11 protein-coding genes and 2 pseudogenes are annotated in these 14,293 nt (G+C 52.3%); 9 read left to right on the top strand and 4 right to left on the bottom strand.

Annotated elements, in window-relative coordinates; translation table 11 throughout:
- Positions 1-23: 23 nt before the first annotated feature.
- The gene (locus tag H7698_RS24775) at positions 24-380 is read right to left on the bottom strand and encodes a hypothetical protein (RefSeq protein ID WP_194693079.1); all 357 of its coding nucleotides are present in this window, start codon (positions 378-380) and stop codon (positions 24-26) included.
- A 302-nt stretch (positions 381-682) separates the two neighbouring features.
- On the opposite strand from H7698_RS24775, the gene H7698_RS24770 reads away from it, so the two are divergent.
- The 5 genes from H7698_RS24770 (at position 683) to H7698_RS24750 (ending at position 6,470) form a co-directional block, all read left to right on the top strand.
- Positions 683-1,660 carry a PDZ domain-containing protein gene (locus tag H7698_RS24770; RefSeq protein ID WP_208525837.1) on the top strand — a complete coding sequence of 326 codons (978 nt, stop codon included), beginning with the start codon at positions 683-685 and terminating at the stop codon, positions 1,658-1,660.
- 345 nt (positions 1,661-2,005) lie between these two features.
- Complete coding sequence (locus tag H7698_RS24765) at positions 2,006-2,896, top strand: PEGA domain-containing protein (RefSeq protein ID WP_194693077.1); 891 nt, start codon at positions 2,006-2,008, stop codon at positions 2,894-2,896.
- Complete coding sequence (locus H7698_RS24760) at positions 2,893-4,362, top strand: lipoprotein N-acyltransferase Lnb domain-containing protein (protein WP_194693076.1); 1,470 nt, start codon at positions 2,893-2,895, stop codon at positions 4,360-4,362. Before H7698_RS24765 ends, H7698_RS24760 begins: the two co-directional genes overlap by 4 nt.
- 31 nt (positions 4,363-4,393) lie before the next feature.
- Positions 4,394-5,803 (top strand): hypothetical protein, encoded by a 1,410-nt coding sequence (locus tag H7698_RS24755; protein WP_194693075.1) that lies wholly within the window; start codon positions 4,394-4,396, stop codon positions 5,801-5,803.
- Between the two features lie 301 nt (positions 5,804-6,104).
- Positions 6,105-6,470: a histone-like nucleoid-structuring protein, MvaT/MvaU family gene (locus tag H7698_RS24750; RefSeq protein WP_194693074.1), complete on the top strand. Its 366-nt coding sequence runs from the start codon at positions 6,105-6,107 to the stop codon at positions 6,468-6,470.
- Between the two features lie 100 nt (positions 6,471-6,570).
- Here the strand turns inward: H7698_RS24750 and H7698_RS24745 are convergent.
- Positions 6,571-6,851: pseudogene (locus H7698_RS24745) on the bottom strand (cation:dicarboxylate symporter family transporter); the annotation flags it as partial.
- A 218-nt stretch (positions 6,852-7,069) separates the two neighbouring features.
- On the opposite strand from H7698_RS24745, the gene H7698_RS31470 reads away from it, so the two are divergent.
- The 3 genes and pseudogenes from H7698_RS31470 to H7698_RS24740 all read left to right on the top strand — a co-directional run bounded on the left by H7698_RS31470 (position 7,070) and on the right by H7698_RS24740 (position 9,164).
- Positions 7,070-7,360, top strand: a complete 291-nt coding sequence (locus H7698_RS31470) for a hypothetical protein (protein ID WP_235992937.1) — start codon at positions 7,070-7,072, stop codon at positions 7,358-7,360.
- A gap of 128 nt (positions 7,361-7,488) precedes the next feature.
- Positions 7,489-7,614: pseudogene (locus H7698_RS31945) on the top strand (DNA binding protein); the annotation flags it as partial.
- A gap of 284 nt (positions 7,615-7,898) precedes the next feature.
- The gene (locus H7698_RS24740) at positions 7,899-9,164 is read left to right on the top strand and encodes an APC family permease (protein ID WP_194693149.1); all 1,266 of its coding nucleotides are present in this window, start codon (positions 7,899-7,901) and stop codon (positions 9,162-9,164) included.
- Between the two features lie 209 nt (positions 9,165-9,373).
- Here the strand turns inward: H7698_RS24740 and H7698_RS24735 are convergent, their stop codons facing one another.
- Entirely contained in the window at positions 9,374-10,048 is a 675-nt protein-coding gene (locus H7698_RS24735; RefSeq protein WP_194693073.1) for an HAD family hydrolase, read from the bottom strand.
- A gap of 229 nt (positions 10,049-10,277) precedes the next feature.
- On the opposite strand from H7698_RS24735, the gene H7698_RS24730 reads away from it, so the two are divergent.
- A complete protein-coding gene (locus tag H7698_RS24730; protein WP_194693072.1) occupies positions 10,278-11,462 on the top strand; it encodes a DUF2252 domain-containing protein in 1,185 nt (394 codons plus the stop codon).
- A 299-nt stretch (positions 11,463-11,761) separates the two neighbouring features.
- On the opposite strand, the gene H7698_RS24725 is transcribed toward H7698_RS24730, so the two are convergent.
- Entirely contained in the window at positions 11,762-14,068 is a 2,307-nt protein-coding gene (locus tag H7698_RS24725; protein WP_194693071.1) for an FdhF/YdeP family oxidoreductase, read from the bottom strand.
- Positions 14,069-14,293 lie beyond the last annotated feature (225 nt).

Here is a 14,293-nt window from a genome sequence, read left to right as displayed (position 1 = left end):
ACTCAGTTGCCGCGCGACTCCAGTTAGTTTTCTCCAGCTTGATTTTCTGGTGGCGTGCCGGCATTGGCGGTACTCAATGAGAGAAACCACTGCGCATAAGGTGTATTGGCGACCTGACACCTATTGAAGTCAGGACTCCCATCGTCCCACCAAACAGGCCCGCGCTCACCGAGTTTCACCTTGGTCTTCTGAACCTTTGCCCTTGCCACCGACAACTGCGCAGAGTCACCTGAAGCTTTTGCTGCCTTTACCTCACGACGTGCAGCCATCAAGTCGTTGACCAGGAGCTGTCGCACATCCTCAGCCAGTGATGGATTGGCGCAACGCCACAGCTGTCCTTTGAATACGAAGTAGCGAGCGTCAGGTGTTGTCGGATTCATTTTTGAACCTTTAATTTATGCTTCGTGAGTAGCCGTCAGTGCAGGTCGATTTTCTCATCAGCTCTATTGAGACAACAGTGTTCAGGCCCAAACACACCGCTCCCACTACTAATCTTTCAAGGCCCACGCCCTTACGGATGTGCAACAACCAAGCAAGTTGAGCTATCAAGGGGCCACCATAAATCAACAAAAACCCGTTGATTGAGTCTATTCTCCGATTCGGAATTCCGTGTGCCAGATGGCCGATGTCAGTGTGTTTGGTAGAAGCCGAGCCACCACAGCAGCAGTACCTAAGGAGCGATATGCCAACAAAATTGCGTTTTTTCATAAGATTCGCTACGTCGGTAGCTGCAATAGCCTCGGTAACTGGATGTCAATCTGCATCAAACAACCCTAGCCAAGCTGCTCCTTTGGACGCGAAGGCGACGGAGTTCATGTACTCAACATACCGTTCCAGCAATTGTGATGTGCTTGCAACGACGCTTGCACAAACTCAAAGCAGCAACACGAGCAACTATGCAGCAATGATTAGGCAAGTCATGACGGAGAAAAAATGCGGGGCTGAGCAAGCTTCACTGGCGCAAATGAATTCGGGCGTGGGCGGCTTGGTTACGCCGTCTACCCCCTCTGGAGAAGTTAAGGACTCCAAAGGAAAATTGGGCGTCTATTTTAACAAAAATGAGATGACACCTGAGCTCGCGCAAGCCCTTGGTATGCCCACTCCGCGCGGAGTGCTAGTGACTGGGACTGGGGTAGGCGGGGCTGCAGAAGCAGCGGGTTTGAGATCACTGGACGTAATTTTGACTGCCGATGATTCGGCATATAACAATTCTGATGCCTTACGTGCCTATATCGGCACGCTTTCTGTAGGACATCCGCTGAAGCTGACGTTTTGGCGAAATCGAGCAGAACAGAATCTTGTAGTTGTCTTAGGGAATGTTGCCTCACCCACCAGTGTCGCTGATGGTGCGCCAGGCTATTGCTATGTTTCGGCACCTTCTGCCACACCTGGTTTGATTAGTTGGAGAAGTTCGATATTCCCAGTCTCTGTAAGCACTCCGTCGAGCCTTCAAGAACATGGAAAGGAAGTGGGTGCTCTATTTCGATCCTATTTACTACAAAATGTTTCAAGTGCGCATGTCAGCGAAACAGCCGTAGGAATTTGCAATGCAGGCCTGGGCAATGTTGCTTCAATTTGGAAAGCGGATGTGAGCAGCACTCAAAACCAGAAATATCAGGAGTGGGGTGGTGAAACTGTAGATTTGGTGTGGAAACCGTAAGCACCTCGTAACGAATTTTCCCTAGCACCCTCCTTTACTACTACGGTGTCGGCTTCTTTAGGTGGACACCGTTCTAGCCCTAGTAGCGCTATTGCTACTCAGCATCTAGCCTCTAGCCTCTAGCCTCTAGCCTCTAGCCTCTAGCCTCTGCAAGAATCTATTCACAGCTCGCAGAGGTCTAGCCCAACATTTTTCTGACGTCAGATAGTCATCTAAAAAACTATCAAGTCCAGTTTTAGCCACAGGTCGTCCGAAACATAAAGCCAAATGCCATCACAAAATGAGATCCTTTCTCACGAGATTTTGCAGGTCAAATCGATACGTAATTTTTGTTGGGGGAGCAGCATGAAGGGCGTTTTGAAAAGTTGTGGATGTTTGGTGATGCTACTGGGCTCGATGGCCCAGGCGGACAGCCTGTTGCGTGTGACGTGTGCAGAAGAGGACACCGATGCAGTGGTATCCATTGACTCGGATGCTATTGGTAATTGTCCGACTCTTACTTCTATGCCGCCAGGCACTTATAGAGTTCGTGTTAGCAAAACGTTGAGTGGCGACCGAGAACAGATTTTTGAAAAGCAGGTCACTCTCGTTGAAGGAAGGCCTCAATCTATAGACGCTGAGCTCTCAGCTCCGCAATTGACGGCTTCGGGGGCATTAGCGAAATTACGAGCCCATGCAGCAGAAATCATGGCCTCCGCGCAAAAAGGTGATGTGGCGGCAATGAACACCTTGGCCAGCCTTTACGATACTGGTGAAGGAGTAGAGAAGGATACCGCTAAAGCAGCTCAATGGCGTAGCAAGGCCGTAAAAGCTAAGTTTGACGCGCAGCAAGCAGATTTCCTTCAAACCCTCCAGCAAGCTCAGTCTGGTGACGCGGCCGCTATGTATACGGTGGCGAATCTTTATGATGCGGGCACTGGGGTAGGGAAGGACACCAGCCAAGCCGCAATTTGGCGTCAGAAAGCGGCGGCTAAGGGTCGAGACGAGCGTCTGGAAAATGCAGGCTTCTTCACCGAAGTTAGACGCTACAACTTCAGCGACCCAGGAATGTTCTCATGCAGCACAGTTTTTGTTCCCATTTCGTTGCTCATAGGTGTCACTGAAAGTCCTAGTGTCACGAGTAAACAGATAAAAATTAGAAGTGAGGCTGTCATGCGTCCTTCAGCTTGGGGCAAGCCAGACTCGATGATTGCTCGCGCTGCGCTTCTACGAGAGTCGGTTGCAGCTACTAAATGAAAGCCTGGGCTTTAATCCTGCTGATCTTGGCTCTTTCTGGTTGCGCCTCCAAGCCTGCGCCTGTCGATGACGGTTTCTCGTCCGTGGCCTCGGTCGTGGAGGGCGACTCGGCTCCGACACAGCAGGATTACATGGACGCGATTGATGGGTACCGAGAGGATCCGGCATATGCGTGCCGTCATCCTCTCTACGCGGCGTACTTCAAAAGACAGGGTATTCCTGGTCGGAGTGAAATGCCTTGTGGCGACAGTGTTCCATTTGTCGTACAGACGCCGGATGAAGGCGCGAAAGTAGTCTGGGTGGATCCAGCGAGGGTGCGTTCAATTCATCTATTGTTCGCCAGTAAAAGCCCAAACCTGGCTTCGCAGTTTGGTCATGTCGCACTGCGTCTAGTGGTATGCCCAGCTTTCGACAATTCGCCGCTAGCCTGCGATGCTAATTTGGCAGAACACCTTGTGTTGAGTTTTCAGGCGCATATTGACGACTACACCCTGGACACTCTCAAAGCGTTGCGAGGTGATTACCAGGCACACCTGTTTGCTAGCCGTTTCATGGATACCTATGAGCAGTATGCGATCGGTGAATTTCGAGAGGTCTATTCGCTACCTTTACGTATTGAGCCAGAACAACGAGCGGCATTGGTTCGTGATTTGGCGGATGTTCACTGGCGTTTTTCTAGTAACTACAATTTCTTCACTCGAAATTGTGCAACGTTGCTCCAGGACGTCCTAAGGGTTGCTTGGCCTGACTTCGCCAATGACAAATTGATGAAGCAGCGCTATTTACGTCCTGACGAAATGTTCGCTGCTCTCAAGGCCAGTCCTTTGGCGGACGGAAGTGCAGTGGCATCGCAGACGTCTGCGGAACGTGATGGGTATTACTTCTCCAGTACTCGAACTTTTTACGAGCAAGCTTTACAGCACGTTAGGCAACGTACCTCAGACCCTGTTTTTTCCAGCTTGGAAGACTATATAGGGCTATCGCCAATTAAGCGCCGTGAAGCAATGACTTCCCCCGTTTTTATCAAAGCTCTTGCTGATAATCCCCGCACACTCGAGGCGCAATTGATGCTTGAGGAGTACGCCGTTTTACATAGTGAGCGTGTATTAATGGGGCAGGCCGCGCAGTATCTTGAGGCGCAGGATTTTCTTGGACGATCCGAATCCCTGGCAGCTCGGCTGAATGAAAAGCAGATGGAGGTCTTTGACAAATGCCTCCTGCAACCTTTGCGACAACGGAGTCAGCCGCCTCGCCGGTTGGCGGGGATTCCAAGTACACACGATGAGTTTTCTGACATTGCTGGGGCTTCGGAGCTCTGCACGTCAGAACAAAGCCGCAAGCTACTGGTTGACACCATCGCCGCCATCGAAGACAAAAACTCATTGCAATGGCAACAATTGGGTCGCTTAGCTCGATATCGAGCAGACAGCATCGAAAATGTAGTGTTCTTAAAACAAATACGCTGAACCCGCTTCAGCGGCTGTTCAAGGAATGGATATGCTTACTGATAAACGTTGCGCCATTGCATTTATGTTTTACGTGGCAGTCATGCTGCCGTTGACGGCTTCAGCCGTCACACCTCAACAGCAAAATATGCTAGATCAACTTGACCAGCTTGATCAGCTGGATCACTTAGATTTCGTCGATAAAGACGCCAAGGCCAATACCTGTATCCAAGACCGTGATTTTTCCTGCGCCGAAAAAAACATAGCTGCTGCAAAACGGTTCGCTAAAAGCTCGCAGGACAAAGAGTCGCTGCAGATGACTCGAAAGAATCTGGCGATGGAGCAGGAGTTGGTTGATTCCGAGCGCCGATTACGCCGCCAACGCGAAGAAGCAGAAGAACAGGACAAGATGGCGCGCGCGCAGGCAATTAGAGCGCAGGAGGCTGCTGAGGAGCGTGAGGCTGAGCGTCAACGAGTCAAATATGCCGCTCTAACTGCCGGATTTGCGTTGGGTGGTGGTGGCCAGTTGTCGCCTGAGCGTCAAGCACAAATCATGAGCGCCATTGCGCGCGATAGCCAGTTGCAGGGAGGAGAGACCAGTAATTTCCGCAGCGCTGTACAAGGTATAAAAGAGCAGCAAAGCATTCAGGCTCAAGAGCAATCAAACATTCGCGCTCAACAGCGCGAATTGCGGGAGAGGCAGGCGCAAGCCAGGGCCTCAACGGAGCAAGTTCCTGCTCAAAAAAGGGAGCAAATTGTTTCAGTCGTCCCGGCAGCGGACGCAACGTCAACTGATACCACGAACCGGATGCCTCAGATAGTTCAGTACGTTCCGCAGAAGGTGACGATCCCTAGTTGGGCGGAATCTTGCCCACCAGGCTCATCACCGGCACGTAACCCAAACGGTACCACCGTCACGGCGGGCTCCGGAGCTGGCTACTGTATCAAGGATGGTAGTAAAGGTAGCTCGCAAGTAGCCTCGACAGGTAGCACCGAAAACAAATCTGGCAACGGAACGGGCAGTAACCACGGCAGCAGCAACACCTCCTCCAATAATGATTCCGTGCAGTCCGAGGGTGATAAAACCCCATCCAAAGCAACGGATAAGAAACCCAAGTGGGGGCCTGTTCAGCTCGAAGCTCTAGCCATATGCCGTCAGAACAAAGAGAGCCAAAAGTGGGAGTGCAACGGAGCCCTCGACAATCAGAACATCGTCGATGAGCCGACGGTGGAAAGCGCTTTAGCTCGGCAACATTGTGCTGGAGGCACTCCTACGGTTGGTAGTCCGGTAATCAAGGGTGTTCAGTGGCAGGTTTATCAGTGTGGTCATTCCTTAGGTGCAGGCGATTACGATGTAGCCAAGCGCTATAACCTGGTCACACCTCGTCGCTCCTACATCTGTAAGGCTAATTCGTCGCAGCGATGCTCGACCCCATACACCGGCCAAGATAAAATTAGATAGTTGAGCAAGATGCTCGATTGCACTCCGTACGAGTTTATTTTTCGGATCAAAAGTAAATGCATGCGCAGGAGGCTCCTGTCACTGCGCTTGGAGCAGCGATCAGTTTGGGGATAGGCTCACAGAATAGGCTGAGCACTAGCTAGCATCATTTTCTTAAGGCATAACCAAAGAGCTGATTTTCTGCAGGTTGGGCGATGTTTAATTCGTATTCTCTCGCTATCAGAGCGGTGGCTGTTACTACCATAATCCGAATCACTGTTTTTGGTGTATTGTTAGGCGACTAACTACATAGAGACTCGACATGTCCAAACTTGCAGAATTCCGCCAGCTTGAAAAACACCTCGCCGAACAGCTTCAGGCCCTCGAAGCCCTGAAGGGCGATGCTGGCCTAAAGCAGGAAATCGAATTTGAAACCAAGCTGCGCGCTCTACTTGCCGAGTACGGCTACAACCTGCCGAACGTGATCAACCTGCTTGATCCGAAGTCTGGTCGTCGTGCCCCAGTCGCTGAGCCCCAAGCCAGTACTCGGAAGCCACGCCAGGTTAAGGTCTACAAAAACCCGAACACCGGTGAAGTCGTCGAAACTAAAGGCGGCAACCACAAGACGCTGAAGGAATGGAAAGCTGAGCACGGCTCCGCGACAGTTGAGTCCTGGCTGAACAAGTGATTTTGGTTTGAGTACAAGAAAAGGCCCATTAGGGCCTTTTTTGTTATCGATTTTTAGTCAGTCTAAGGGGTTGGCATTTCCAATTACCACTTTAGATCCGTTAAAGCGCCGCCTCCGGATTACGCCCAAATACTCGACTGTATCGGCATTTGCAGTTTGTTCCGTAAATTCCTCTGACCATTTTGATACCACTACCGTTGCCACGCTATTGCCAATGGTGTTGCAGGTGGCGATGGCCATGGACATGAATCGGTATACCCCGAATAACAATGCCAAGCCTTCCACTGGCAATATTCCGATCGCTGTCACCGTGGCGGCGAACACGACGAAGCTGCCGCCGGACACCGCTGCTGCGCCTTTGAACGTCACCAGCATGACGGCGCTAGTGCGGGCGGTGCTGAAACCGGCAAAAACCCTCATATCCTCAATCAAAGCTAAAAGACTTTCACCGAACCTATGCAGGATTCTAGCCGTGTATAGGAATCGCGGCCAATCGTCCGATTTAGCATTTAAACTTGAAGCAACTTGTGGCCTCCGTCCATCTCTGCGCTATGGTAAGTTTTCCGGCATATAAGACTAAAGTCGTAGGAGGGCGGGGCATGCGAATTCGTGGGGATGTGTTCTGGCAGTGGGCTGATCCGACGCTTCACCACCGAACACACGACGAAACGTTAGACGACGGAACCTTCATTGATGTCCAAGTGAGGCTGTCGCCCACGGGAAACACGCAGATGTTCATTGGAGTGTATGCAGCGAGCGGCATGGCTTTGCATGAAGAGGCGCTTGATTCAAGGCCAGGTGAATCAATGACTCGTGCTTTAGCTTGGGGCGTGGGGTGTGCAAGGCGACTCGCCATTGGCCTCAAGCCTACTGAAAGGCATGTTGCATAGACCTATGGTTGCAGCGTGGTAAGGGTGTGGTCGCCCTATCAGTTCGTGATCAACCTACCTGATCCAGAAGTTCGCCGCCGTCGTGCTTCAGCTGTTGAGACCAAAGCCGCCACCGTAGGCCGTGCCAGGTGACGGCCTATAAGAATCCTCACACTGGCGAAGTTGTCGAAACCAAAGGTGGCAATCACAAAACTTTGAAAGAGTGGAAAGCTGAGCACGGCTCCGAAACAGTTGAGTCTTGGCTGGCCAAGTAATTTTGGTTTGAGTATGAAAAAGGCCCGCCAAGGCCTTTTTTTGTTATCGATTTATATTGAGTAGGAGGACGATTCTGAAGCTTTATTCAGCTTACAGGTGCGGCATGTTCTTCCCGGCACTTTGGCAAAATATGTGAACTTTAGACATACGCAAATTTCCATTGCTTGAGAGTAAAGCCACCTAGCTACTAGCCGGGAATCGGCTTTTTCGACCTCATGCCAGGAATTTGAACGTGAAAACCTTGACCCCCAAGACCTCCCTGCGCCGCGCAATCACCGGCCCGATGCTTTTTCTGTTTATTCTCGGCGATGTGCTCGGGGCAGGCGTTTACGCGCTCGCCGGGACAATTGCGGGGGAGGTAGGTGGCGCGATATGGGTGCCTCTGCTCATCGCTCTGTTTTTCGCGATGCTTACCGCAGGTTCCTACGCAGAGTTGGTGACAAAATATCCTCACGCGGGCGCCGCTTCGGTTTTCGCTGAGAAGGCGTTCCGGTCTCCGCTCATTTCTTTTCTTGTTGGCTTTTGCATGCTATCGGCAGCTGTCACGAGCGCGGCGGGTTTATCGCTGGCGTTTGCGGGTGATTACCTAGCGGCGTTCATCCATGTACCGCCTCACATTGCAGCCCTACTGTTCCTACTCGTTATAGCACTACTAAATGCGAGGGGAATTAAAGAGTCCTTAGGAGCCAACCTAGTGATGACAGTCATTGAGCTGTCAGGTCTTCTTTTGGTCGTTGTGGCCGCTGCTTGGTATTTCCATACAGGCGAAGCGGATTTGGGTCGCAGCCTGGAGTTCAAGCCGGGGATCAGCCCGATGTTAGCCGTTTTGGGCGCGGCATTGATCGCCTTCTATTCTTTTGTAGGATTCGAAACATCCGCCAATCTCGCGGAAGAAATTCGAGACGTACGAAATGTTTACCCGCGGGCATTATTTGCCGCCTTGCTAACCGCCGGAGTGGTCTACATGGCTGTCGGCGTCGCGGCATCTTCCGTACTGCCCATGGAAAAACTTGTGGCAACCTCGGCTCCTCTTCTTGAAGTGGTTCGGGCGTCAGGTTTAAACATTCCGCCTCGCGTCTTCGCCTTCATTGCACTGATCGCGGTAGCCAACGGCGCGCTGCTGACTATGATAATGGCGAGTCGCCTTACCTACGGCATGGCCTGCCTTGGACTTTTGCCGGACGCCTTGAGCAAGGTGCTGCCTAGGCGACGCACCCCATGGATCGCGGTCATCGCTACCACCCTTGTAGCAATCGTACTCACGCTGACGGGAACGCTCGCCACATTGGCCGAAACCGTCGTCCTGCTCCTGCTGTTTGTATTTCTCAGCACTAATTTGTCCGTGTTAATCCTGCGCCGTGACGAGGTTGCGGAAAATCACTTTCGGGTGCCGACGTGGGTTCCGGTACTTGCTATCGTCTCGTGTCTGGTACTGCTTAGTCAGCAAAGTCTGGAAACATGGATGCGGGGAGGGGGCTTGATCCTGATAGGCATGCTGCTTTATGTCTGTTCAAGAGTGGCACTGCCGGCGCCAGTGGAGCCTGGCTGATCTTTTTAGCGCTGCCCCTGCCTATCGCAGCGTAAAACTTGTCGGAGTTAAAGGAGTGCCGGGTGGGCGCAGTTGTATCGGGTGCGTCCAATGCCTCGGATCGTCGTTTCTGAGGAACACCACCCGATCAATCGTCTGGCATGGCTGCATGCGTGAACGTCGCCGCGAGCGGGGAGCACACCAACTCAATCCGCGTGCTTACCGATTACTCATGGACGGGAAGCCACCTCGTCCAGGTGCCGCAGCAGTGCCAGAGGATCCTCGTATACTCGCAGTGCACCAGCACGTTCAAGCTCTCCTGTGTCGTAACCACCAGAAAGCAGCCCTATACCGGTAGCCTTACAGCGTCGTGCGGCAAGCATGTCCCAGATGGCGTCGCCGATCACCAAGCAATCTTCGATGGGTACATTGAGTTTGCTTGCAGCGGCGAGGAAAAGGTCTGGATCGGGCTTGCCATACTTCACGTCATCACGAGTGATGAGATTGGCCTCTGCGATATCCAAGCCTAATGCCTCCAGATTTATCGCTGCAGTATCCATCCCACCGCTGGTAGCAATACACCACTTGAGCTGATCGCGGTTTAGAGTATCGAGAAGCTCTACAGCGCCAGGTAGAGCGGTTATCTGGCCTTGCAGATCCTTGTAGGCTTTATCATGTTTATTGCTGAGTCTTTTGGCCTGGTCTGGTTTGATTTCCAAGCCGGTCTCACGGGCTAACATCTTGAGCATCAGCCCGCCGCTCATACCGATTTTTCTGTGAATTCGCCACATGGCCAACGGTATGTCTTCTGAATCGAGCGCGGTTTTCCACGCGAAAACATTCTGGTAAACGCTATCAGTCAACGTGCCATCCAGATCAAATATGAATGAGGTTTGCTGGCGCATGCGTGGCACCTCCTTAGAGTAAAAGTTCAAGCGTTCGCTGACCAACGTGGTCTATCGATAGAAGCCCTGACTTCGCAACAGTTCAGGATATTTACAGCGCATTTATGCGTACCCGATGCGCACAACCGCGACTGGATAGCCCAAATAAATCATCTTGACGCTCTGTAATATTTTGAAACATTTGAGGCTGCGCGGGAGTCAACAGGTTTCAGCCCTCTAAGAATTCCCAATGAAAACCCCGCGTCCGTCCGCACGACTTGAACCACTTGCCCAGCTTAGAAATTTGAAGATGGCTCGATCTACTCACGCCTATGTGCGAGGGAGCACTATTCAGTTTTATGAATGGCTACATAGTCAGTCGGGGAGGCGTCTTCCTAGTGGGCCACCCGTTTGGATTTGTGGGGATTGTCACGCAGGAAACCTTGGGCCGACTGGTGATTTGAAGGGCCGGATTGATATCCATATTCGCGATCTAGATCAGACCGTTATTGGCAATCCTGCACACGACCTTGTCAGGCTAGCTTTGTCATTAGCAACGGCAGCCCGTGGGTCTGATCTGCCTGGCGTCGCGACTGCTCGAATGCTTGAAGAAATGATGCGTGGGTATGAGCAAGCGTTCGTAGACGACGTAGATACAGAGCCACCAAGACCTGCTCAGGTTAAAGCTGGTATGCGTAACGCGGTGCAAAGGACGTGGAAGCACTTAGCAAAAGAGCGCATTGAGGACACTCGTCCCACCATTCCCTTGGGTAAGCATTTTTGGTCTCTTTCCCGAGCTGAGCGTGATGCTCTAAAAGCACTTTGCGCCACCTCTGAAATTCATACCCTGGTTACCTCACTAAAAGGGCGGTCGAAAGATGACCCTGTCGAAATGCTCGACTCTGCATATTGGGTAAAAGGTTGCAGCTCGCTGGGCTTAAAGCGGTACGCAGTGCTGTTAGGTGTGGGTGATGAAAACGATCAAGAATTTTGCTTGCTAGATATAAAAGAGGCAATCAGTGCAGCAGCTCCTCGGGCGGCCAGAGCTGGGATGCCAAGAGATAATGGTAAGCGAGTCGTCGAGGGCGCTCGTTTTCTTTCGCCCGGCTTGGGAAATCGGATGCTGGCGACACGTGTGTTAGATCATGGGTTTTTCATTCGCGAGCTGCTCCCTCAAGACATGAAGCTGGAACTGGATCAGTTGAGCCAACGAGATGCAATGCTTGCTGCCGGTTACCTGGCGAGAGTGGTTGGAATTGCTCACGCAAGGCAGATGGACAAGGCTACCCGATCTTCTTGGATTGGCGACCTGCAAGCTTGCCGATCAAAGACGCTCGATGCACCTTCTTGGCTTTGGTCGAGCGTTGTTCAGTTGGTCGGAAGTCATGAGAAAGGTTACTTGGAGCATTGTCGTCGTTATGCGCTTGAACATTAATTGAAGTGTCGGGCGCGGTAAGTCTTTGCAAAATCGCACGTGCCGCGTCAAATCGATGTGGCAGAACCTGGCTAGGGGCTCGCCCTTAATAACAGACCTTCACAGCGCTGATCTTTCGACTTTTTTGCGCCCGGATAACGGTTCGCCGCGCGTTGCCCCCACTACGTCTACGCCGCTACCTCTTTTTTCGAAGTCGTAAACAAGATCATTACTGTTCATCTCGCTTTCGTCCCTTGGTCGTCACTAAAAATGTCGTGGAAATGGATCGCGAAATTTCTGTGAGAGATACCGCAAGTTCCTCAATACAGTCGTACTGGACTCATCCGCACCGGCACTGATTTAGCCGCAGGCACCTTGCTGCGCTCGGCATGGTGCCAGAGAGGTACGAGCGAATTACATTCTGGATAGTAAGCAGCGGCACAACCTTCTGGAATGTCATAGGCAACGATTTCGAATGGCCCTACTTGACGCTTCACTTCAGGTTCAACAGCCGTAGTGATCAACACCCGTTCCCCGACTTCAAATCCCAGCCGAACGATATCGTTGAGGTGCATGAAAACCACCTCACGCGTACCGCTGATACCGCGAAAGCGATCCTCGTATCCGTAAATGGTGGTGTTGAACTGGTCGTTGCTGCGTAACGTCATCAGTTGCAGGACATCGCGCGGCGTGACGTCGGGCGTTATGTCGTCATCTTCGTTGAGCGTGGCTGGGGTGATGAACTGAGCCTTACCACTTTTGGTCGACCACACCCGCCTTGCGGCAGCGATGGGTCGATGAAATCCACCTGGTTCCGCCATACGAGACTCCATGTCATGGAAGATTTCCGGGTAAATAATACCGATGGCCGTCCTGATCCTTGAGTAGTCATCGCCCCACGCCTGCCAATCGATTGAATGACCAGGGGGAAGAGTGGCCAGCGCCAGCCCAGCGACGATACTGGTTTCTGCTCTTAGGTTTGGGCCAACCGGCTCGGCACTGCCACGCCAGCCGTGGATGCAGCCGGTGCTGTCCTCGGTGGTATAGGTTTGCTCCGTCCCATTTTTCCGGTCTATCTCAATGCGTCCCAGGCACGGCAAAAGCCAGGTGTTGTTTGCTGGAATTAAGTGAGTGCGATTAAGTTTGGTTGCGATCTGCACGTTCAGTTCCAACGTCTGCCAAGCGGGTTCCATTCGTGCCGTGTCGGGAATAGCTCGCAGAAAATTGCCACCCAAGCCAATGAAGCCTCGTACTTGACCGGCCAGAATGCCTTCACAGGCGTCGACAGTGCACAGTCCCAATTGCTGCGGCACCTTGAAACCGAAATGCTGCTCGATCAACTCGGTGGGCACTTTCTTCGGGTCTTCGGTAACACCTACGGTGCGCTGCCCTTGGACGTTAGAGTGGCCCCTTACCGGGCAAACACCGGCACCGGGCTTCCCAATGTTTCCGCGCATCAGCAATAGATTTACCACCATTTGCACGTTCTCCACGCCGTGCCGATGCTGGGTCAAGCCCATTCCGTAAATCATCATCACCCGTTTGCTACGTGCATAAGTGTTGGCCGCCGCTTCAAGTGCGCCGCGAGTCAAACCAGATTTACGTTCGATGTGCTGCCAATGATGAGTGCGAACTGATGTCGCAAAAGCCTCGAAACCTTCGGTGTGCCTGGCAATGAAGTCGTTATCGAGAATTGAATTGCCGCCATCTCGTTGCGCGTCATCGTCAAGTTCTAGCAATGCCTTTGCAATGCCGATCATAGCTGCGGTGTCACCACCGATGGCGACCTGGTGATACTGGGTGCTGATGACAGTAGATTCTGGCGTCAGCATCTCTGTGGGTGACTGCGGGTTAACGAAGCGCTCTAACCCTCGTTCACGTAACGGGTTGAAGGTGATAATGGGGACGTTACGTTTGCGCACGTCCTGCAACTGATGAAGCATCCTCGGAGCGTTGCTGCCGACGTTCTGGCCAAAGAAAAATAGGCAGTCGGTGTGGCTGAAGTCATCCAGCGTGACCGTACCGACCGGCACACCGATGCTTTCTTGCAAACCCACAGACGTGCTTTCGTGGCACATATTCGAGCTGTCGGGCAGGTTGTTGGTGCCATAAGCCCTGGCGAATAACTGGTACATGAACGAGGTTTCCAGGGAGGCACGGCTCGAGGCATAAAACACCACACTGTCGGGCTCCATGGTTTTCAGCTTCGCACCAATATCGCGGTACGCTTCTTCCCACGTAGTTTCCCGATACCGATCACTCGTCGAGTCGTATCGCATTGGGTGGGTGAGCCGACCTTGTTGCTCCAGATCATAATCCTGCCATTGCCGAAGCTCGCTCAGGGTGTGGTTGGCAAAAAAGGCAGGGTCGGTTTTTTTCGATGTCAGCTCCCAGGCAGTTGCCTTGGCACCGTTCTCGCAAAACTCCAATGCGTGGGGGTGTCCTGGCTTAGCCCAAGCACAACTGACGCAGGCGAAACCATCCGGCTTGTTCTGCTTTAGAAGGGCTTTGGGAGCCTTGGAAAATGCTTGCTCACGCCAAAGTATTTTCATCACGGAGTTAGCGGATCCCCAGCCCCCACTTGCATGTGTATAGGGTTTGAAATGGACTTTAGGATGAATGAGCATTGGCGGCTCCGGAAAGCTTATCGGGGGGACGTTGATATAGTTAGGACGAATGTCCGCAAGGAATGGTTCGGTGGATGTGAGGGGTATTAATCCATTCAGCTTGAGAGTGTTGGATGTGTGGGATGTCCCGTCTGATAGGTTCACTGGAGACAACCGATTGGCCCGCTCTTTCGGGCTGTCGCCAGGCCAATGTCGTGAAGGGTTACCGCTGGAGTCGGTCACCTT

It is taken from the genome of Pseudomonas sp. p50(2008), from assembly GCF_015351605.1.
Classification (GTDB): Bacteria; Pseudomonadota; Gammaproteobacteria; order Pseudomonadales; family Pseudomonadaceae; genus Aquipseudomonas.
Note: the sequence above shows the minus strand (reverse complement) of the source record. Positions and strands in the feature narration are given on the sequence as shown.

Bases quoted from the DNA above. Each gene is read 5' to 3' on its own strand.
- H7698_RS24775 (WP_194693079.1), bottom strand. From the start codon at position 380: ATGAATCCGACAACACCTGACGCTCGCTACTTCGTATTCAAAGGACAG.
- H7698_RS24770 (WP_208525837.1), top strand. From the start codon at position 683: ATGCCAACAAAATTGCGTTTTTTCATAAGATTCGCTACGTCGGTAGCT.
- H7698_RS24765 (WP_194693077.1), top strand. From the start codon at position 2,006: ATGAAGGGCGTTTTGAAAAGTTGTGGATGTTTGGTGATGCTACTGGGC.
- H7698_RS24760 (WP_194693076.1), top strand. From the start codon at position 2,893: ATGAAAGCCTGGGCTTTAATCCTGCTGATCTTGGCTCTTTCTGGTTGC.
- H7698_RS24755 (WP_194693075.1), top strand. From the start codon at position 4,394: ATGCTTACTGATAAACGTTGCGCCATTGCATTTATGTTTTACGTGGCA.
- H7698_RS24750 (WP_194693074.1), top strand. From the start codon at position 6,105: ATGTCCAAACTTGCAGAATTCCGCCAGCTTGAAAAACACCTCGCCGAA.
- H7698_RS31470 (WP_235992937.1), top strand. From the start codon at position 7,070: ATGCGAATTCGTGGGGATGTGTTCTGGCAGTGGGCTGATCCGACGCTT.
- H7698_RS24740 (WP_194693149.1), top strand. From the start codon at position 7,899: ATGCTTTTTCTGTTTATTCTCGGCGATGTGCTCGGGGCAGGCGTTTAC.
- H7698_RS24735 (WP_194693073.1), bottom strand. From the start codon at position 10,048: ATGCGCCAGCAAACCTCATTCATATTTGATCTGGATGGCACGTTGACT.
- H7698_RS24730 (WP_194693072.1), top strand. From the start codon at position 10,278: ATGAAAACCCCGCGTCCGTCCGCACGACTTGAACCACTTGCCCAGCTT.
- H7698_RS24725 (WP_194693071.1), bottom strand. From the start codon at position 14,068: ATGCTCATTCATCCTAAAGTCCATTTCAAACCCTATACACATGCAAGT.